Raw genomic sequence first — 19,656 nt, 5'->3', positions numbered from 1 at the left:
CGTCCGCGGCATCGGGTCAGGCGTGCTCGCCGGTGTGGTCGAGCATGTCGCGCAGCATGTCCTGCACATGGGCGTCGTCGGCTTCGTACAGCACCTGGCGTGCCTGACGCTGACCTCGTACCAGGCGCGCACCGCGCAGCAGTCGCAAGTGGTGGCTGACCAGCGGCTGCGAGGCGCCGGTGCGGCGCGCGATCTCGCCGACCGCGACCGGACCGTCGAGGCACGTCAGCAGCACGCGCAGACGCGTGGGATCGCCAAGCAGCTTGAAGGTCTCGGCGAGGATCGCCAGCCGCGCATCGTCGACAGCGGTCATCGCGCAGGTCCGGACGCGTGCGGCGTGTCGTGCGGGTTGTCGTGATCGTGATCGTGGTGATGCGCGTGATCATGCGCATGCGCGTCTTCGCTGTCCTGCCGCTCCAGCGCGCACTGCGCCTGCGGCATGTGCACGACTTCGACAGTGACATGACCGATCGCGAACCGCTCGGCGAGCGCGCGCTTGACCGCAGGCACCACCTGCGCCGGCTGCGCGTCATCGGCCAGGGTGAGTTCCAGTGTCGCCAGCACCTTGCCCGAGGTGATCGACCACACATGCACGTGGTCGACATCGGCCACACCCGGCACGGTGCCGCGCACGTGGTCCCGCAGCACGGCGATGTCGATGTCCGGCGGCACGGCTTCCATCAGGATGTCCAACGCGCTGCGCAGCAGGGCCCAGGCGCTGCGCAGAATCAGCAGGCACACCAATACCGAGAGAATCGGATCGATCGGCATCCAGCCGGTGAAGTGGATCACCAGCGCCGCGATGATCGCCGCGACCGAGCCGAGCAGATCGCCGAGGACGTGCACCGTCGCGCCCTTGATGTTGACGTGCGACTGGTCGCCGCGATGCAGGATCCAGAACACCAGGCAGTTCACCAGCAGGCCGACCACCGCGACCGCAAGCATCGGCCCGGCCAGCACCTCGCCCGGACTGCGTAGCCGCTGGATCGCTTCCCAGACGATCCAGATCACCAGCGCGAACAGCGTGATTGCATTGACCAGGCCGGCGAGCACCTCGAAGCGCATGTAGCCGAACGTCCGCCGTGCGTCAGAGGCGCGGCGCCCGATGCGGAAGCCCACCCACGCCAGCAGCAACGCGGCGGCATCGGTGAGCATGTGGCCGGCATCGGCGATCAGCGCCAGCGAACCCGACAGCACGCCACCGACGACCTCGACCAGCATGAAGCCCGCGGTCAGGGCAAAGCCGGTCAGCACCACGCGTTCGTTGGCGGTGGAGACAGACGGCGCGTGGCTGTGGCCGTGCTCGTGGGCGTGGTGGTGGTCGTGCGACATGCGGGGCAGGGGGAACCGGGCGGGACGCCATTGTATAAACATATTTTTATGTGTTGATAGTCTGCCGGCCAGTGGCCCAGCCGGTGCAGCGTTCGGGTCAGGAATTCCCTGCAGAGGCGCGGGCAGGAACCGTTCCCGCGGCTGCGTTACTCTCGACGCGATCGCGTATGGAAGCGCCGAGGTCGAAATGGATACGAAAGATCCTTCAGGTCGTCACGCCCGCACTTCGCCATGGCGCGACCTACCCACGCAATGGCTGATCGCGCTATGCCTAGCAGCGTCGATCGTCGCCCTGTCCGGCTGCGTGCTGGCCGTCCCACCTGCCGACACTTCGGGCGAACGCACCGCGGCCGCGCGTGTGTTCGAAGATCCAAAACTGCAGGCGCTGGCAGTCGCGGCCGGCAGCGGCGATGCGGCTGCCGTCCGTCGCCTGATGCGCGACGAAGGCGTCGATCCCGACGGCGTGTTCTGGGGTCGCGACGGCGGCACCCCGATGCTCGCGTGGCCGATCTATCGCGGCAATCCCGATGGGCTTCGCGCGATGTTGGAAAACGGCGCGGATCCGAATGCCAAGACTCGGTATCCGTCGGACGATGGGATCGCCCGCTATCACGCAAATGCGATGGTCTGGGCCGTCCGGCAGACGGATCCGGTCTATCTGCAGGTCCTGCTAGACCATGGCGGCGACCCGGATACGCGCAATCCCAATCGGGAGACGCTGTTGTATGAGGCGTTCTTGCAAGACCGGTGGGAGCACGTTCAACTGCTGGTGAAGCGAGGGGCAGACGTGAATGCCCGGTCGTCACCGGGCAAAACGATCATCGACAGCTATGCGCTTTTTGGCGCATTCCAGATGGTGTATTGGCTTCTGGAACATGGTGCTGACCCTACGATCCAGTTCTCTTACGGAGATCCGGTGCAGCGAGCCGACTCGCATGTGATCGAGGCGATCTTTTGGCACCACGGCAATCCAGGGGATCCGGAATGGCAGGTCAAATGCCAGCGCTGGTTGATGGCGAAGGGATTCGAGCGTCCGCCAATGCCGGAGTACCACCGGCGGAAGCGCGAGGCGCTCGGGTTTCCGCACAGCGAGGACCAGATTCCGCTGCCCGACATGGATGACGACGGAGGTGGAGCATGACGACACGCCACGAAGCACGACAGTCTCTGCTGCATGCGCTGCGCAGCAGCGGCTCCTATGCCGCCGCAGAGGAAGCGGGCCGGCTCGAGTCGCTCTACCACGCACAAGAGATGGCCGGGCTCTGTCACGACAGCTACGACGCCGCCAAGAATGTCGGGACGCCCGATGCAGGCTGGGCGCGTGTCAGTGCGACTCCAGGATTGCTGCGGGAATTGCTACCCGACCTTGATCTTGATGATGCGGAGATCCGGGAACTGCTGCATCCCACAGACTCTGGATTGCGCGCCGAAATCTACATTCCGGATCCTGCAGTATTGGGGCCGGGCTTCAAGCCGACGCTGGTGTTCAAGGGGTCCAGAGGAGAGGTCATCGAGAATGGCGTGCTGCGCGACACTTCACTCGAGGATTTCCTCGGCAACAATCTGCCGCAGTCGATAGGGAAGGAAACTCGCTACTACACCGGCGCAATGGAGTTGGCGCTCACACTCGAGCGCGCAGGACTCGACTTCGATATCGCGGGCCACAGCCTTGGCGCTGGTATGGCGTCGGCGTCATCTGCAGTGACAGGCATGCGAACGGTGACCTTCAACGCGGCTGGGCTGCATCCGGACACCGCGCCCAACTTCCTGAAAGACAAGCCGGGAGCGCAGCTGTTCGACACCAGCGAAACCGTCACCGCCTGGCAGGTGCAAGGCGAAATCCTCAACGACGGCGTGCAGCAGGACATCCGTGGCATGAGCGATCTGCAGCGCGAGCGGATGGCGACGCTGATCACCCATGGCGCGGCCGCCGTGCAAAGCACGCCGGCGGGCCGTGACTACCTCGAGCACCGGCTGCTCCCAAACATCCCCGAATCGTCGCATCCCGCCGTGCGCGCCCTGCTCGAAGCGCTCGAGCGCGGCGAAGCCGCGTCCATGATCCAGGACATGCCCGAGGCCGCCGGCAAACGCATGCCACCGCTGGCGGCGATGACGCAACAGGAACAGGCGCTCGTCGCGCGCGATGAGCGTGTCTCCATGGCCGAGCTGCATCAGCTGGGCGGCCCGATCCTGACCGTGCTGGCGATGGGTGCGCGCGGTGCGAGTGCCGGCGCGCAGGCGGGCGAAGTGGTCGCCAATGGAGGCCGCGCGCTGGGCGACGGACTCGCGAACGCGGGTGATGCGGCGCGTAGCGGAACGGCGCTCGCCGGTACGCACATTGATCGGACCTGGCAAGGCGCCGGCGTCGTGCTGGCACAGGGTACGCAGGCAATGGGGGAATTCACCGCGCAGGCGCGGATGGTGGGCGCGCATGGCGTGGCGGCCATCGACCATGCGCAAGGCTGGGCACAAGCGGGTGTTGCAAGTGCGCGTGGCGGTCTCCTGCGCAATGTGGCAGAGACGGCGGGCGTGTTTTCCGACACATGGCGCGAGGGTCTGTATGCGCGCGCGGACCGCATCGAGACAGAAGGTGATACTGCGCTGGAACGCAACCGGCGCGAAGCCGCGGCCGCAATCGAACAAGGACGCGCTGCAGCGCAGGGCCGGCGCGAGGTGGCCGGCGCCATCGCAGACGGCGTCCAGGCGGGCACTGGCGCAGTCGGCACCCAGGCACGCAGTCAGCTGGTCTACGTCGGCGAACGTCTCGATTCAGGGTTCGAGGTCACCGGCGCGCGGGTCACCCAGGTGACGTCGCACGCGCCCACCGTCGGGGCGGGCTTCGGCGCCCTGAACGGGGTGGTCGTCGGCGGCGCGCTGGCATTCGATCCGCGCACGCCGCGCGGCATCCAGCACTGGTCCGGCGCGATCGAACTGGCACGTGAGGCAGGCCCGGCGCTGTCCGAGGCGGTGGGGCGCCATGGCATGGCGTCGGCCGTGCTGCCGAGTCTGGCGCGCCACGTCGCGGAACAGGAAGCGGCCGCGCGGGAGATGCTGCGCGAACACGAACGGCGGGTTGAAGCGCCAACGCTGGAGAATCGGTCCGCACTACTGTCAGGCGGCACTGGCGCCGCGCTGGAGCGCCTGCTCTCGGCGGTCCGCTCGGGGGATACGGACGCCGCGAAACAGGCGTCGTCCGCATTGATGGAAACCCCCGGGGCGCAGGCATGGCTGGCCGACGGCCAGGCGCGACTGATGGCGCGCGATCAGGCGGCGACGCAGGCGCCTGAAGGGGAGCGATTCCAGGTGCCGCAACCGGAGGCGATGCAGCGCTTTGACGAGCGGGCCGCGCTGGTGCATTGAGCCGGCTCACCGGCGATCGGGGCGGATCCGACCCACCGAATGCGTCGCGCAGTCCTCAGCTCGCCTCGGTAAACAACCGCGCCCAGCCGGCGTGCCCCAGCGTTTCGAGCGTGGCGAGATTGCGGTCGATGATGCTGTCGGGTTCTGGATAGGCATCCACCGCGCGCGCCACGCTGTCCTCGCGCAGCAGGTGCAGCGTCGGATACGGCGCGCGGTTGGTGTAATTGCCGATGTCGTCGGGCGCGGTGCCGGCGAACTGGTAGTCGGGATGAAAGCTTGCGACCTGCAGCACACCATCGAGCTCCAGCGCCTCGACCAGACCATCGGCTTCATCAAGAAAATCGTTGTAGTCGAGGAAATCACCCAGCACCTGCGGATGCACGATCAGCGTCGTGTCGATCTCGCTGGCCGACGTGTCGCGCAGGCGCAACAGCTCCTCGCCGAGCGCTTCGAGCAGGGCCTCGGGCGTGGTCGCATCGCTCAGGACGAAACGCACCTGATCCTTGACCACGACCGCCTTGGCGAATGGGCATAGGTTGAGCCCGATCACCGCGCGCTCCAGCCACAGACGGGTGTCGGCGATCGGGTCGGCGCTGGGCAACATGCGGATCAGTCGCGGAAATTGTCGAACTGCAACGGCAGCTCGAAATCGGTGCCGCGCAGCAGGGCCATCGCGGCCTGCAGGTCATCGCGCTTCTTGCCGTTCACGCGCAGCTTGTCGCCGTTGATCTGGCTGTCGACCTTGAGCTTGGCTTCCTTGAGCGTGTTCTGGATCTTCTTGGCCAGGTCGCGCTCGATGCCCTGCTTGACGGTGACGGTCTGCCGCGCGCCGGCGAGGTTGGTCTCGATGTCGCCGAACTCCAGGCACTTCACATCGATCTTCCGCGCGGCCAGCCGCTGACGCAGGATTTCGGTCATCTGCTGCACCTGGAAGTCGCTCGGCGCCGACTGCTTGATGGTCGCGTCATCGAGTTCGTAGGAGGCCTCGACGCCCTTGAAGTCGAAGCGCGTGGTCAACTCGCGGTTGGCCTGGTCGACGGCGTTAGTCAGCTCGTGGGTATCGACTTCGGAGACGATATCGAAAGAAGGCATGGGGCACCTGCAGGTGGGACGAAGGCGCGCAGATTACCGCACGGCCGGTATGGGCTGTTCCGCCAGTGCCGCGCTGGCAGGGCACGGCGGGGCGCAGAATGGACGTTCCCCCGATGACCCACTACGAGGCCGCCGCCATGCTCGACACCCCCGCCTATGCTGCCGCCGATGCCAGTTCGCCGCTGGCGCCGACCACGATCCAGCGCCGCGCGCCGCGCGCCCACGAGGTCCTGATCGATATCGCATTCTGTGGCGTCTGCCATACCGACCTGCACCAGGTCCGCGACGAGTGGGGCGGCTCGATCTTCCCGATGGTCCCGGGCCACGAGATCGTCGGCCACGTCGCCGAAGTCGGCAGCGAGGTCACGAAGTTCGAGATCGGTGACGCCGTCGGCGTCGGCTGTTTCGTCGACTCCTGCCGGTCCTGCGCGCAATGTCAGGCGGGCGAGGAGCAGTTCTGCGAGCAGGGTATGACCAGCACCTACAACGCGATGGAACGCGACGGCAGCGCGCCAACCTACGGCGGGTACTCGACACGCATCACCGTCGACCAGAATTACGTATTGCGCGTGCCCGACTCGCTGCCGCTCGACGCGGCGGCGCCGCTGCTGTGCGCGGGCATCACCACGTATTCGCCGCTGCGCCATTTCGGCGTCAATGCCGGCGATGCGGTCGCCGTCGTCGGCCTCGGCGGTCTCGGCCACATGGCGGTGAAGTTCGCCGTTGCGATGGGTGCGCGCGTGACGGTGCTCAGCACGTCCGAATCCAAGCGCGACGACGCGCTGAAGCTCGGCGCGCACGACTTCGCTGCCACGCGTGACGAGGCTACGTTCAAGACGCTGGCCAAGACCTTCGACTTCATCGTCGACAGCGTGTCCGCGCCGCACGACTACAACGCCTACCTGTCGCTGCTGAAGGTCGACGGCACGATGATCCTGCTCGGCGTGCCCGACCAGCCCGCTCCTGTCGCTGCCGGCTCGCTGATCATGCAGCGGCGTCGTCTGACCGGTTCGCTGATCGGCGGCATCCGCGAAACCCAGGAAATGCTCGATTTCTGCGCCGAGCACGGCATCGTCTCCGACATCGAGCGCATCGGCATCGCCGACATCAACACCGCCTACGAGCGCATGCTCAAGGGCGATGTGCGCTACCGCTTCGTCATCGATACCGCCACGCTCGAAGCATGATCGCCGCGCGCCGCGCCCGCTCAGGCGGGGGCGGCGTTCGAAGGGGCAGGTGCGATGTCCAGAAGCCGGATCGGTTGGATGCCGTGCAGCTGTTCCTGCAGCTGGGCGCTCGCGATCACGCCGGCCAGCTGCTGCCGGACTAGGCGCGCCATCAGTTCCGGCAACGGCGCGGTAGCGCGCATGTAGGACAGCGGGCCATCGTCGACCCCTGCAAGGTGGCCGCAGCCCACACGCAGATGGCGGGCCACCGATCCCGTGCCGTCCAGCGGGATCGCGTCGAGTGTGGCCATCATCGCGTCGATTCCTGCGCGATAGCGAGTCGCCGACTGCATCAGCCAGTCGCGGAGGTCTGGATCGCCGCCTTGCAGGCCGCGAGACAGTGGGAGGCAGGCGGCGGCCATCAGATGCAGGGCGTGCAGGCGCTCGGCCTGCGTGTGCAGCACCTGCAGCAGGCGCAGGCGCGCAGTGGCGTCTGCGCGTTCTGGCTCGGGCATTGTGGCGACCGCGTGCGCGAGCCGTCGCGCGAACAGGCCGCTGATGTGTTCGACAAGCCGTGCGTCCGGCGTGGTCCCGGTCTCGACGCCGGCGAAGTCGGTGCGCAGCGCGACCGCGTCGGCGGGCCGGCCATCGGGCATGGGGATGTCGATCCCGAGGTCCAGCATTGCGACGCGCGGCGCCGCCTCGAGCTGGCGCGCGCGCTGTCGCTGGCGACGTCCCCACAGCGGCGCCGCGTCCGGCATCAGCCTGCGCAGTTCGTCCACGCACGCCTGCCACGCCATATCGGCGAACGGCATCCGCGCTGCATCCTCGGGGGCGAGGCAGGCAGGTTCGCCGAGCATGCCGGCGGTGTAACGCTTCCAGGCGAGTTCGTCCGCGTCCGGCAACGCGTCGATATCCACCACCGCTGCGGTGTCGACGAGATTCCGCGCATCGAAGACCAGGCCCATGCTCCGGTAATAGCGTTCGGTCACGCGTCGTGACAGCCCGGGAAAGTCGGCGAACAAGGCACGGGCCGGTCGTTGGTCGAGGAACAGTCCCCTGGCGCCGAGCCGCTCGACGTTCGCGACGCGCTCGCCATCCGCCGGGTGCGTGGCCCAGTAGTGCGTGGTGTCATCGGCATGCAGTGCATGGGCCAGATCGTCCCAGTCCCGTGCGCTGAACCGCTGAAGATGCGACATCACCGCCTCGGGCAGGTCTGCGGCCAGACGGCCCTGTTGCCATACGTGCGCCCCCTGGGCATTGGTGCGCTGGAAGGCCAGCATCAGCGCCCGCATCCGCAGGGCGGTGGACGCGAAGCACGCACTGCCGGCCACCACGGCTTCATAGCGATCGGCGTCGAATTCCATTTCCTGCGACAGCCGCCGACTCATCCGGAAGCTGATTGCGAACAGGCCGCGCATCATTTGGCGCGTGGCCCACAGGGCGCCGCTGGCGAGCCAGGCGGCCACGGCGAACATGCCGTTGTCAGCGTCGCTGCGCCAGTCGTACAGGCGATCGTCCCACTCGTCCCATTCGTAGCCGCGCGACCACAGCCAGCGGTTGACCCGGTTGATCAGGTGGGAACTGCGCATGCCGCCGCCCTGGGCAAAGTGGCCGAACTCGTGCGCCATGACGCCGACGAACTGCCGAGCATCCAGACCGGCCACCAGCGGCAGACCGATCGTCAGGCGGCGGTGCCCGCGCAGGAATCCCCAGAGGCCGGGTTCGAACTGCACCCAGGCGTTGACCTCGGGGCTAAGGCGGATAGAAGAAGGCGGGCGGGTGCCGATGGCGCGGCACAGGGCATGGATGCCCGCGACCAGGGCTGGATCGTCGGCAGCGGTGAGTTCGATCTCCTCCGATGCGGCGTGCCGGGGGGCGAACAGGGGCTTGAGCAGGAAGAGGATCAGGATGCCGCCCACGAAGCCCGGCACCGTCCAGGCCACAAGCCGCCCCCATGAAAAGCCGGGCTGCAGCTGGTGCACCCAGTCGGTGTAGTAGCGGAATTCCAGCCATCCGAAGGCGGCGATCAGGCCCATGTACAGCACCGGCATCGCCAGGCACAGGGCGGTGACCAGCCACAGGCTTGAGATGTAGAGCGGTTTGACCGGCGGTCGGGAAATCGAATCGGCAGGCAGCGCCCGCAGCATGTCGGCGGGGCAGGACTCGGCGGTCATCATTGCTCTCCTTAGCGATGTCCGTGCATCAGAGCAGGCGGGTCGCTGGACCGCAATCCCTCTCGATGCGGCGAGGGCCGTGCGAGGATGCGCCTCCGCCTTTTCCTGCGCTGCCTGTATGCCCGCTCCCGCGACTTCGACCGACGCCCGCGTCGCCGCCCTGTGGATGCTGCTGGCGGTGCTCGCGTTCGCAGGCATGGATGCGGGCATGAAATGGATCGCCGAGGATTACCCGGCATTCCAGGTGGCGGTGTTTCGCAGTCTCGCCACCTTGCCGCTGGTGCTGGGCTGGATCGTGTTGCGTGGCCGCACGCGTACGCTGCTGCGCGTCCACTGGCCCTTGCATCTACTGCGCGGCGTGCTGGGCGTGGGCATGATCGCGGGCTTCGTCTACGGCCTGGCGCGGATGCCGCTGTCGACCGCCTACGCGATCGTCTTCGTGTCGCCGCTGATGGTCACCGCGTTGGCAGTGCCGCTGCTCGGCGAGAAGGTCGGACCACGACGCTGGACCGCGATCGCGCTCGGTGTCGTCGGCGTGCTGGTCGTGCTGCGACCCACTGGCGAGGGCGTGGCGACGCTGGCCGGGCTGGCGGTCGTTGGTGGCGCGCTGTGCTACGCGATCGCCTCGATCACCGTGCGCAAGCTCGCCCAGCGCGACAGCCCCGAGGCACTGGTGTTCTGGTTCCTGGTGTTGATGGCGGTGTTCGCCGGCGGACTGGCATGGCCGGAGTGGCAGCCGTTGCAGCGTGAGCACTGGTGGGTGCTGGCGCTGATCGGCGTGACCGGCGCCCTGGGCCAGGTGGGTCTGACGCACGCGTTCCGGCTCGGTGAAGCCAGTCAGGTCGCACCGCTGGAATACACGGCGCTGCTGTGGGTCGTGCTGCTGGATCTGTTCGTCTGGCAGGTGTTGCCCGACGGCATGACGTGGCTGGGCGCCGGCATCATCGTCGCCAGCGGTCTTTATATGTTCCGCCGCGAAAAAGTGCTGTCCGAGGCTGGTGAGGTGGACGCGGAGATCAAACGCATCGACGGCACGCCGCGGCCTTAAAACACCGTTTTCATCGCGATCGCGCGTTGGATCGCCGATGATGCCGCCCTCGATAGGCCGGACTCCGCCACACCACCATGCCTCTTATGCTGCTCGCCATCTTCGCGCTGCTGCTTCTGCTGTGGCCGCTGGCGCTGTGGAACCGCTATCGCGTCGGCACCTCGCGCCGCCGTCCGCCGCGCTGGCTGACGCGACTCAATGCCTGGCTGATTCCGGCCTCGGCACTGGTGTTCCTTGGTGGCATGGGCATTGCTCAGGTGTTCGTCACCCACGCGTTTGCGTACGCCGCGCTCGGCGTACTCGCTGGGCTGGCGCTGGGGGGGCTGGGCTGGGTGCTCACGCGCATCGAACATCGTCCAGGCCAGGTCTGGTACACGCCGAACCGCTGGCTGGTGCTCGCACTGACCTTGGTCGTCGTCGCGCGGGTGTTCGCCGGCATCTGGCAGGCCTGGGAACGCATGCGCGGCGACACCGCGGCGCTTGCCGCGTGGGGGCCGTTAGGTGAGCCGGCGGGTCTGTTCGCAGTCGCCGGGCTCGTGGTCGGCTACCACGCGATGTATGCGGTGTTGTTGCAGTGGCGGCTGGGCCGCTGGCTCCGCTGAAGCATCGGCGCGGGAAATCCTCGAGCCAGTAAGCAGGTTTCCCGACATCTTCCGAGGCTGCCCGATGGCTACCGTCGCTCTCCGATATCCAACAGGGAAGTGCAATGCGAGCAATCGGTCTTATTACATGCGTGGCGTTGCTGCTGTCCGGCTGCGGCACCCTGGGCGGTGGAACACGCGAGCGGGAACTGCAGAGACCTCCGTTTCCAGTGGATGAGTATGCGCAGTTGTCCAGGCGTGCCGGGCATGGCGGCGTGCATGGTCAGGTCATCATGCGCACCGAATTCGGCCCGCGATTCGGCGCCGGCGAGACAGTCACGTTGAACCCGGTGACCAGCTACAGCACGTTCTGGTACGAAAACCAGGTGGTGGGAAAGCGGCGGCTGGTCGAATCCGATCCACGGCTCAGCGCCCACATCATCTCGACGACCGCCGATGGCAGCGGCACGTTCCAGTTCGACCGGGTGCCCGCCGGCGACTACTACCTCACCTCGACCGTCCGCTGGTCGGAACCGGGATATTACGTGGGCACCATCGACACGCGGCAGCGCCTGCTGGTCCAGCGGGTGACGGTTTCGAACGGCGGGAATCTTCGACACATCCTGACCAACTAGGCGCGCGGCTCCCCTGCGTGCGGAGTGGAATCCCGGCGTCATGACACCCGATAAAAAAAAGACCCGCCGAAGCGGGTCTTTCCTGGTGCACGACTCTGGGGAGAGAGATCAGAAACGTGCGCCGATGCCGACACCCACGGTCCACGGATCGAGCTTGAGCTCCTGACCGGTGGAGACGCCGGCCTGGTTCACGTCGGCGCGGCTGCGCAGGTAACGCGCATCGGCACGGGCAAACCAGGTGGGGGTGATGTTCATGTCGACGCCGACAGTGCCGATCGCGCCCTTCGGCGTGGACAGGCTGACGTGCTCGCCACCCGGATTGAGATCTTCACCGCTGATGTTGGAGTGGTGATAACCCAGACCCACGAACGGGCGGAAGGTGTTGTCGGCCTGGCCGAAGTGGTACTGACCGCTCAGCGCGATCGGCTGCTGCTCGACGGTGCCGACCTTGCCAGCATCGTTGCGGACGCGGTGATCGAACTTGTCGAGCGCGCCCCACAGTTCGGCGCTGATGTTGTCGGTGAAGTTGTAAGACACAGAGGCCGTCGGGGCCGGGCCGCCGTCGACTTCGATGCCATCGTTGCTGCTGCTCTTGGTCGGCTGCAGCAGGGTGGCGCCGCCGACGACCGAGAAGCGCTTGCCGGAGGCGGTGTCGCCAGCGTCCTGGGCGAACGCGACCGAAGAAACGGCAAGGCTGGCCAGGGTGGCGAGCGCGAGAACGCGCTTGTTGGACTTCAGCATGGGGTGTGCTCCTTCTTGAAGGCTGGACCGTGAGGGCCAGCGTTGCTTCGTGTCGCAGCGTGCGGGGGCGGCGCTGCGACCTTCCTCTGCGGGAAGGCGGCGCCATGCTCGCAACCAGAACCTGAATAGAGGATTTGCGCTTCCTGAAGCGCGCACAACGCTTCACAGTGCCTTCTGGAACCTGCTGGGGCGGTTCATCGGCGGGCCGCTGTCGATGCGGTCAAGGCGGACAAGCACGGGTTGAAAATCGATGTACGCAAGACGAACGTCACGTTTGTGACGCAGCGTTCCGTGCACGGCGTCTGGTGCATTCGCGCGTCGCGTGTGGTCAGAACAAGTTGACCGTCCCATGCGCGTCCGTACGCGACGCAACAGTTGGCGCAAATCCGGCTGGGCCGCACAATAGCCGGTCACGACCTGCCCGGAGGGCCGCATGGCCGACCTGAAAGAAGCACGCGTTCCCGACATTGGCGGGTTTGACGATGTCCCGGTGATCGAGGTGCTGGTCGCCGTCGGCGATACGGTGTCGGTCGACCAGGGACTGGTCACGCTCGAATCGGACAAGGCGACGATGGAAGTGCCGGCGCCTTTCGCGGGCGTGGTCAAGGAGTTGAAGGTCAAGGTCGGCGACACCCTGTCGGAAGGCGGCGTGGTCGCGATCATCGAAGCCGAGGGCGGCGACGCCCAGGCCGAAGCCCCGGCGAAGGCCGAAACGCCTGCGAAGACAGAAGCGCCGAAGGCTCCCGAAAAAGCTGCACCGGCCGCGAAGGCCGAGGCGCCGAAGGCGACGTCCGGCGGCGGTGCGCAGGAATCGAAGGTCCCCGACATCGGTGGCTACGACGACGTGCCGGTGATCGAAGTGTTGGTCGCGGTCGGCGACACGGTCGAGAAGGATCAGGGGCTGATCACGCTGGAATCGGACAAGGCCACGATGGAAGTGCCGGCCGCGGTCGCCGGCGTGATCAAGGAACTCAAGGTCAAGGTCGGCGACACGCTGTCTGAAGGCGCCGTGGTCGCGATCATCGAAGCCGCCGGCGATGCACCTGCCGCGGCCTCGCAGCCGGCTGCAGCGCCGGCCAAGGGCACCGACGACAATGCGGTCGAGCCGGTCGCGACGCAGGGCAAGCCCGACAAGATCGCCGAAGCCTCGATCGAGCATCGCGCGCCGGGCGGCGGCAATCCGCCGGTGCGCTTCGACGCCGATGCGATCTTCCCCGACAAGGTGCCCTACGCGAGTCCAGCGGTGCGTCTGTTCGCACGCGAGCTCGGCGTCGATCTGACCCAGCTCAAGGGCAGCGCCAAGGGCGGCCGGATCATCCGCGAGGACGTGCAGTCCTTCGTCAAGAGTGCCTTGCAGGGCGGCGGTGCGAAGGCCGCCTCCGGCGCCTCGGCAGCGGCGGGCGGCGGTCTCAACCTGCTGCCGTGGCCGAAGGTCGATTTCGCCAAGTTCGGCGAGATCGAGGTTCAGGAACTGGGCCGCATCCAGAAGATCTCGGCGGCGAACCTCGCCCGCAACTGGGCGATGATCCCGCACGTCACCCAGCACGACGATGCCGACATCACCGACCTCGAAGCGCTGCGCGTGCAGCTCAACAAGGAAAACGAGAAGGCCGGCGTCAAGCTGACCATGCTCGCGTTCCTGATCAAGGCCTCGGTCGCGGTGCTCAAGCAGTACCCGCGCTTCAACAGCTCGCTCGACGCGACCGGCGAGAACCTCACGCTCAAGAAGTACTTCCACATCGGCTTCGCCGCCGACACCCCGAACGGTCTGGTCGTCCCGGTGATCCGCGACGCCGACAAGAAGGGCGTCATGGAAATCTCCCAGGAGATGTCCGCGCTGGCGAAGAAGGCGCGTGACGGCAAGCTCGGCCCGGCCGACATGCAGGGCGGCTGCTTCTCGATCAGTTCGCTCGGCGGCATCGGCGGCACCAGCTTCACCCCGATCGTCAATGCACCGGAAGTCGCGATCCTCGGCGTGTCGAAGTCGGCGATGAAGCCGGTCTGGGACGGCAAGGCCTTCCAGCCGCGTCTGACCCTGCCGCTGTCGCTGTCCTACGACCACCGCGTCATCGACGGCGCCGCGGCCGCGCGCTTCACCGCGACGCTGGCGCAGTTGCTCGGCGACATGCGTCGCGTGCTGCTGTAAGCGTGCCGGTGACCAGCGACACCACGCGGGAAAAAGCACGACTGACCGTCCGGCATGCGACGGTCGTCGACATCCCGGCGATCGTCGCGCTGTCGGACACGGTTTACGGCGAAGAAGGCGGCTACACGGCCGAGATGCTCACCGGTCAGATCGCCCAGTTTCCGCAGGGCGTGTTCGTCGCCTGCTACGAGGACGTCGCGGTCGGTTACTGCGCGACGTTCCGCATCGACGAGGCGAGCGCGATGGCGCCGCATCGCTGGACCGAGATTTCCGGCGGCGGCTACGGCGCGCGCCATCTGACCACCGGCGACTGGCTCTACGGCATGGAAGTCTGCGTGGACCCCGCGTATCGCGGGTTGCGCATCGGCCGCCGTCTGTACGAGCTGCGCAAGCGGTTATGCCAGGAACTGGGCCTCAAGGGCATCGTGTTCGGCGGACGCCTGCCGGGCTTTTCGCGCCGCGCGAAGGCCTACGGCAACGATGCGCATGCCTATGTCGCCGACGTGCGCGCGGGCCGGATCCGCGATCGCGCGCTGAGCTTCCAGCTCAGCAACGGTTTCGAGTTCATCGGCCTGCTGCGCAACTACCAGCCCGCCGACCGTGAATCGCGCGGTTATGCGGCGCATCTGGTCTGGCGCAATCCGAAGATCGACCCGAACGTGCGCACCACCGGCACCGCCCGCCAACTGCCCGATTCGGTGCGCGTGGCGACCGTGCAGTACCAGCAGCGCCGGGTCGCCTCGTTCGAGGAGTTCGCGACCCAGGTCGAATACTTCGTCGACATCGCCGCCGATTACCGCGCCGATTTCGTGGTGTTCCCCGAGCTCTTCACGTTGCAGTTGCTGTCGGTCGAGAACAAGCCGTTGTCGCCGCAGGATTCGCTGCTGGCGTTGACCGGTTACACCGAGCGCTTCGCGGCGTTGCTCAGCGAACTCGCGGTGCGGCACAACATCAACATCATCGGCGGCTCGCATCCCACGCGGACCAGCGACGGCCCCGACGCGAACGTGCGCAACATCTGCTACGTCGCCCTGCGCGACGGTTCGCTGCACACCCGCGACAAGCTGCATCCCACGCCCAACGAGCGCACCTGGTGGGGCATCGGTGGCGGCGACAGTGCGCGGGCGATCATGACCGACTGCGGGCCGATCGGCGTCATGATCTGCTACGACAGCGAGTTCCCCGAACTGGGCCGGCACCTGGTCGACCAGGGCGCGATGATCCTGTTCGTGCCGTTCTGCACCGACACCCGCGAAGGCTATCTGCGCGTGCGTTACTGCTCGCAGGCGCGCGCGGTGGAGAACCAGTGTTACGTGGTGCTGTCGGGCAACGTCGGCAACCTGCCCGGCGTCAACAACTTCGACATCCAGTACGCGCAGAGCTGCATCCTGACGCCCTGCGATTTCCCGTTCGCGCGTGACGGCATCGCCGCCGACACCACGCCGAACGTCGAGCAGGTCGCGTTTGCCGATCTGCGTCTCAACGATCTCGTCGTCGCCCGCAACGACGGCACCGTGCAGAACCTCAACGACCGCCGCCACGATCTGTATTCGCTGACCTGGGCGCGTCGCCCGGCGTCGCGCATCGCGGCATCGGACCCCACGCAACAGACTCCGGAGAACCCGTGATGGCCCAGACCCTCGAAGTGAAAGTCCCCGACATCGGCGGCTACGACGACGTGCCGGTGATCGAGGTGCTGGTTGCGGTCGGCGAGACCGTCGCCAAGGACCAGAGCCTGGTCACGCTGGAGTCGGACAAGGCGACGATGGAAGTGCCGGCGTCGAGCGCGGGCGTCATCAAGGAATTGAAGGTCAAGGTCGGCGACACGCTGTCGGAAGGCAGCGTGGTTGCGGTAATCGAGGCTGAAGGCGAGGGCGATGCGCCTGCCGCCGACACGAAGGCCGCTGCGCCCGAGAAGACAGAAGCGGCGCCCCCGAAGAAGAGCGAAGCGCCCGGCAGCAATCCGCCGGTCGCGCGTTCGCACGCCGCGCCGGCCGAGCCGGATGCGGTCAAGGCCGCACCGTCGTCGGGCCGCACCGCCGATGTCGAATGCCGCGTCGTCGTGCTCGGCTCCGGTCCCGGTGGCTACACCGCCGCGTTCCGCGCCGCCGATCTCGGCCTCGATACCGTGCTGATCGAGCGTTACGAAACGCTCGGCGGCGTCTGCCTCAACGTCGGCTGCATTCCGTCGAAGGCGCTGCTGCACGCGGCCGAGGTTATCGACCAGGCCAAGCACGCCAGCGACTACGGCGTGGATTTCGGTACGCCGACCATCGCCCTCGACAAGCTCCGTGGCTACAAGGAAAAAGTGGTCGGCCAGCTGACCAAGGGCCTGACCGGCATGGCCAAGCAGCGCAAGGTGCGCGTGGTCACCGGCGAAGGCCTGTTCGTGTCGCCGAACGAGATCGAAGTCACCGGCGCTGACGGCAAGACCCAGCTCGTGCGTTTCGAACAATGCATCATCGCCGCCGGTTCGCAGGCGCTGAAGCTGCCTGGCTTCCCGTGGGACGACCCGCGCGTGATGGATTCGACCGACGCGCTGGAACTCGCCGAGACGCCGAAGAAGCTGCTCGTCGTCGGCGGCGGCATCATCGGTCTCGAGATGGCGACGGTCTATCACGCGCTCGGCTCCGAGGTGACGGTCGTCGAACTCGCCGACCAACTGATGCCCGGCGCCGACAAGGATCTGGTCAAGCCGCTCGCAGACCGCCTGAAGAAGCAGGGCGTGTCTGCGCATCTCAAGACCAAGGTCGTCGAAGCCAAGGCCGCGAAGACCGGCATCGACGTCGTCTTCGAAGGCGAGAGCATTCCCGAGACGAAGACCTTCGACCGCGTGCTGGTGGCCGTGGGCCGGACGCCCAACGGCGGCAAGATCGCCGCCGACAAGGCCGGCGTGCGCGTGTCGGAGCGCGGCTTCATCGCCGTCGACGCGCAGATGCGCACCAACGTGCCGCACATCTTCGCGATCGGCGATCTGGTCGGCCAGCCGATGCTGGCGCACAAGGCCACGCACGAGGGCAAGCTCGCGGCCGAAGTCGCCGCCGGCGAGAAGAAGGAATGGGTGGCTCGGGTGATTCCGTCGGTCGCCTATACCGATCCGGAAATCGCGTGGGTCGGCATCACCGAGACCGAGGCCAAGGCCAAGGGCCTGAAGGTCGGCGTAGGCAAGTTCCCGTGGGCGGCCAGCGGTCGCGCGATCGGCATCGGCCGCACCGAGGGTTTCACCAAGCTGATCTTCGACGAGGCCACGCATCGCATCGTCGGCGCCGGCATCGTCGGCGTGCATGCGGGTGATCTGATCGCCGAAGCGGGTCTGGCGATCGAGATGGGCGCCGAAGTCGCCGACATCGGCCACACCATCCATCCGCATCCCACGCTCAGCGAGTCGGTGGCGATGGCGGCGGAAGTGTTCGACGGCACGATCACCGACCTCTACATCCCGAAGAAGAAGTAGGCGCGGCAGATCGACTCGCCGTAGGAGCGCGCTCGCGCGCGAAGCCTCGACGAAAGTGCGTCATCGTGTGCACGCCTCCCGCGCCAGACCGAAAAAAGCCCCGGCATGCCGGGGCTTTTTCATGGCGGTCCACATGCCCGTAAAGGCGTGTGGACCGGCCGCGATCAGAAGCGGAAGGTCACACCGGCCATCGGGCCATGGACCTTCAGGTCGCCGGTGACCTTGCCCGCGTACGGGAACGGGCCGGCATCGATGCCATCGGGCGCACGCGCAGTGCCGCGGTACTCGTCGGACAGCTTCAGGCGGAACCAGTCGTAGCCGGCGTGGATGCCGATGCGGTCGCTGACCATGTATTCGACGATCAGCCCGCCACGCTCGAAGTGGCCGCGCTCGTCGAGGAAGTCGCCCCAGCGGGTGTCGAGGTACTGGGCTTCCAGCCCGACGCTCCAGCGGTCCGCCGGGATCCAGGTCAGGCGGGTGTGCAGGCCGGGCGAGAAGCCGTCGCGCTTCCAGCTGACGTTTTCGAACTGCGGGTCGACCAGATCGGTGCCGGTCGAGCTGCCATTGGCAAGCACTTCCAGTTCGGCGTAGGTCACGCCGATGCCCAGGCCCCACTCGAAATTCTCGTTCTTGACGACCGCGTACTCGTAATTGAGGCTGGCCAGGCTGAAGGACAGGCGGCCGTCGATGCGGGCGCCGGGCACCTCGATCACTTCGCCCCCCGGGATGATGGTGCCGGTATCGAGCACGTTGCCGCCGTATTCCCAGGTTTCGTCGCGTCGATAGTCGTAATAGTTGCCGACGAGCGCCTGGCGGTCGCTCATGCGGAAGCCGATCGCGCCGCGCGGACGCCATTCGCGGCTGGAATCGAAACTTTCGTTGAAGCCGAAGGTCGCATCGTCGGTGCCGTCGGTGACGACGCCGGTGCCCGAAAAGCCCAGCTCGGCTTCTGGATTGAACGCGCTCAGACGCAGGACGAAACGGTCATCACGGCTCTGCGCCTGCACCGCGGTGGCGAACGTGGCGAGGATGGCGGTCGAGAGCAGGGCGAGGGCAAGGCGGTACGCGGGTCGTGACATCGGGGGAGTCTTCCTGTGAGAGGCGAAGGATGTTCGTTAACCCGCAGTCTTTCCGACGTGAAGTCGTCACCTGACCAGCTCTCATTTCCGGTCGTGCGTGGCCCGACAGACGGGGCGCAGCCGGCGACGCAAAAAAAGAGCCCCGGCGGCGGGCCGGGGCTCGGGGGGTGGCGATCTGCAGACGGGACCGACGAGGAAAGGCGGCAGATCGGACACATCGGTACGACAAGGCGCTGCCCAACGAAGTTCCAGGGAAATGCGAAAAAACCCGCACAAAATTGTGAATGCGCGGACCGGGACGAGTTCACGGACGGCCCGCTCGCGGTCTTCGCGAAACAGGACCTCCGCCGGTTGTGGGGCAAATGGCCCCACTGCTATACTTTTGCGGCTCGACGGGGCCGATTCATGCGCCCCGTGTCCTCCAGACAGTGGAATCCTTTGAAGTGTTGACGTCCGTCGCAGTGGGTCGGCGGCTGGCACAGCGCGCAATCGCCTGGCAGGCGGTCGCAGTCGCGGTGACAGCACTCGCCTTCCTCGCAAAGGGAGCCGACTGGGCGCTGGCGGCGGGTCTCGGTGGTGCGGCGATCGCACTCGGAGGCTGGCTGTCGAGCGTGATCGCGCTGGGGGGTGGGGTCAATCCGTCGACAGGCGCGCTCGCGCGGCTGCTGGCAGGGGTGGCGTTGAAGTGGGTCGTGGTGGTGGCGGTTCTGCTGCTGGGCGTGGGGAAGGCGGGTTTGTCGCCGGTTCCGATGCTCGCCGGGGTCATCGTCGCGCTCTTCGCGCAGTTGCTCGCAATGTCCCGGCCTCTGGCCAGGCACTGAACCAATCACAGGCAGGGTTTTCGA

Annotated in this window: 17 protein-coding genes; 10 read left to right on the top strand and 7 right to left on the bottom strand. The window is 66.9% G+C overall.

Annotated elements, in window-relative coordinates; genetic code table 11:
• Positions 1-16: 16 nt before the first annotated feature.
• Both J2X52_RS16630 and J2X52_RS16625 read right to left on the bottom strand, forming a co-directional pair.
• Positions 17-313: a metalloregulator ArsR/SmtB family transcription factor gene (locus J2X52_RS16630; protein WP_310155980.1), complete on the bottom strand. Its 297-nt coding sequence runs from the start codon at positions 311-313 to the stop codon at positions 17-19.
• Complete coding sequence (locus J2X52_RS16625; RefSeq protein ID WP_310155977.1) at positions 310-1,332, bottom strand: cation diffusion facilitator family transporter; 1,023 nt, start codon at positions 1,330-1,332, stop codon at positions 310-312. Before J2X52_RS16625 ends, J2X52_RS16630 begins: the two co-directional genes overlap by 4 nt.
• Before the next feature lie 187 nt (positions 1,333-1,519).
• On the opposite strand from J2X52_RS16625, the gene J2X52_RS16620 reads away from it, so the two are divergent.
• Positions 1,520-2,473: an ankyrin repeat domain-containing protein gene (locus J2X52_RS16620; protein WP_310155973.1), complete on the top strand. Its 954-nt coding sequence runs from the start codon at positions 1,520-1,522 to the stop codon at positions 2,471-2,473.
• On the top strand, positions 2,470-4,692 hold the full coding sequence (locus J2X52_RS16615; protein WP_310155970.1) for a hypothetical protein: 2,223 nt from the start codon (positions 2,470-2,472) through the stop codon (positions 4,690-4,692). Before J2X52_RS16620 ends, J2X52_RS16615 begins: the two co-directional genes overlap by 4 nt.
• A gap of 55 nt (positions 4,693-4,747) precedes the next feature.
• Here the strand turns inward: J2X52_RS16615 and J2X52_RS16610 are convergent, their stop codons facing one another.
• Entirely contained in the window at positions 4,748-5,296 is a 549-nt protein-coding gene (locus J2X52_RS16610; RefSeq protein ID WP_310155966.1) for a DUF1415 domain-containing protein, read from the bottom strand.
• 5 nt (positions 5,297-5,301) lie between these two features.
• Positions 5,302-5,784 (bottom strand): YajQ family cyclic di-GMP-binding protein, encoded by a 483-nt coding sequence (locus J2X52_RS16605; protein WP_310155963.1) that lies wholly within the window; start codon positions 5,782-5,784, stop codon positions 5,302-5,304.
• A gap of 137 nt (positions 5,785-5,921) precedes the next feature.
• On the opposite strand from J2X52_RS16605, the gene J2X52_RS16600 reads away from it, so the two are divergent.
• Entirely contained in the window at positions 5,922-6,971 is a 1,050-nt protein-coding gene (locus J2X52_RS16600) for an NAD(P)-dependent alcohol dehydrogenase (protein WP_310156035.1), read from the top strand.
• 20 nt (positions 6,972-6,991) lie between these two features.
• Here the strand turns inward: J2X52_RS16600 and J2X52_RS16595 are convergent, their stop codons facing one another.
• The gene (locus J2X52_RS16595) at positions 6,992-9,127 is read right to left on the bottom strand and encodes a M48 family metallopeptidase (RefSeq protein WP_310155959.1); all 2,136 of its coding nucleotides are present in this window, start codon (positions 9,125-9,127) and stop codon (positions 6,992-6,994) included.
• A 118-nt stretch (positions 9,128-9,245) separates the two neighbouring features.
• Here J2X52_RS16595 and J2X52_RS16590 point away from each other — a divergent pair, with 118 nt between their 5' ends.
• The 3 genes from J2X52_RS16590 (at position 9,246) to J2X52_RS16580 (ending at position 11,391) form a co-directional block, all read left to right on the top strand.
• A complete protein-coding gene (locus J2X52_RS16590) occupies positions 9,246-10,175 on the top strand; it encodes a DMT family transporter (protein ID WP_310155957.1) in 930 nt (309 codons plus the stop codon).
• Between the two features lie 77 nt (positions 10,176-10,252).
• Positions 10,253-10,777 carry a DUF1453 domain-containing protein gene (locus J2X52_RS16585; protein WP_310155954.1) on the top strand — a complete coding sequence of 175 codons (525 nt, stop codon included), beginning with the start codon at positions 10,253-10,255 and terminating at the stop codon, positions 10,775-10,777.
• A gap of 131 nt (positions 10,778-10,908) precedes the next feature.
• The gene (locus J2X52_RS16580) at positions 10,909-11,391 is read left to right on the top strand and encodes a hypothetical protein (RefSeq protein WP_310155951.1); all 483 of its coding nucleotides are present in this window, start codon (positions 10,909-10,911) and stop codon (positions 11,389-11,391) included.
• Between the two features lie 108 nt (positions 11,392-11,499).
• Here the strand turns inward: J2X52_RS16580 and J2X52_RS16575 are convergent, their stop codons facing one another.
• A complete protein-coding gene (locus J2X52_RS16575; RefSeq protein WP_310155948.1) occupies positions 11,500-12,132 on the bottom strand; it encodes an OmpW family outer membrane protein in 633 nt (210 codons plus the stop codon).
• A 433-nt stretch (positions 12,133-12,565) separates the two neighbouring features.
• Between J2X52_RS16575 and aceF the strand changes: the two genes are divergently transcribed.
• Genes aceF through lpdA form a run of 3 tightly spaced genes read left to right on the top strand, consistent with a single transcriptional unit; the run spans position 12,566 to position 17,732 of the window.
• Positions 12,566-14,278 carry a dihydrolipoyllysine-residue acetyltransferase gene (gene aceF / locus J2X52_RS16570; protein WP_310155946.1) on the top strand — a complete coding sequence of 571 codons (1,713 nt, stop codon included), beginning with the start codon at positions 12,566-12,568 and terminating at the stop codon, positions 14,276-14,278.
• Between the two features lie 8 nt (positions 14,279-14,286).
• Positions 14,287-15,906, top strand: a complete 1,620-nt coding sequence (locus J2X52_RS16565; RefSeq protein ID WP_310155944.1) for a GNAT family N-acetyltransferase — start codon at positions 14,287-14,289, stop codon at positions 15,904-15,906.
• Positions 15,906-17,732, top strand: a complete 1,827-nt coding sequence (gene lpdA / locus J2X52_RS16560) for a dihydrolipoyl dehydrogenase (protein WP_310155941.1) — start codon at positions 15,906-15,908, stop codon at positions 17,730-17,732. The genes J2X52_RS16565 and lpdA overlap by 1 nt, the downstream gene beginning before the upstream one ends.
• Positions 17,733-17,896: 164 nt before the next feature.
• On the opposite strand, the gene J2X52_RS16555 is transcribed toward lpdA, so the two are convergent.
• Positions 17,897-18,811, bottom strand: coding sequence for a hypothetical protein (locus J2X52_RS16555; RefSeq protein WP_310155938.1), 915 nt, complete (start codon positions 18,809-18,811; stop codon positions 17,897-17,899).
• A gap of 443 nt (positions 18,812-19,254) precedes the next feature.
• On the opposite strand from J2X52_RS16555, the gene J2X52_RS16550 reads away from it, so the two are divergent.
• Positions 19,255-19,632 carry an ATP synthase subunit I gene (locus tag J2X52_RS16550; RefSeq protein ID WP_310155935.1) on the top strand — a complete coding sequence of 126 codons (378 nt, stop codon included), beginning with the start codon at positions 19,255-19,257 and terminating at the stop codon, positions 19,630-19,632.
• Positions 19,633-19,656 lie beyond the last annotated feature (24 nt).

This window comes from Luteimonas sp. 3794 (assembly GCF_031456825.1).
In the GTDB taxonomy this organism is placed as follows: Bacteria; Pseudomonadota; Gammaproteobacteria; order Xanthomonadales; family Xanthomonadaceae; genus Luteimonas.
Note: the sequence above shows the minus strand (reverse complement) of the source record. Positions and strands in the feature narration are given on the sequence as shown.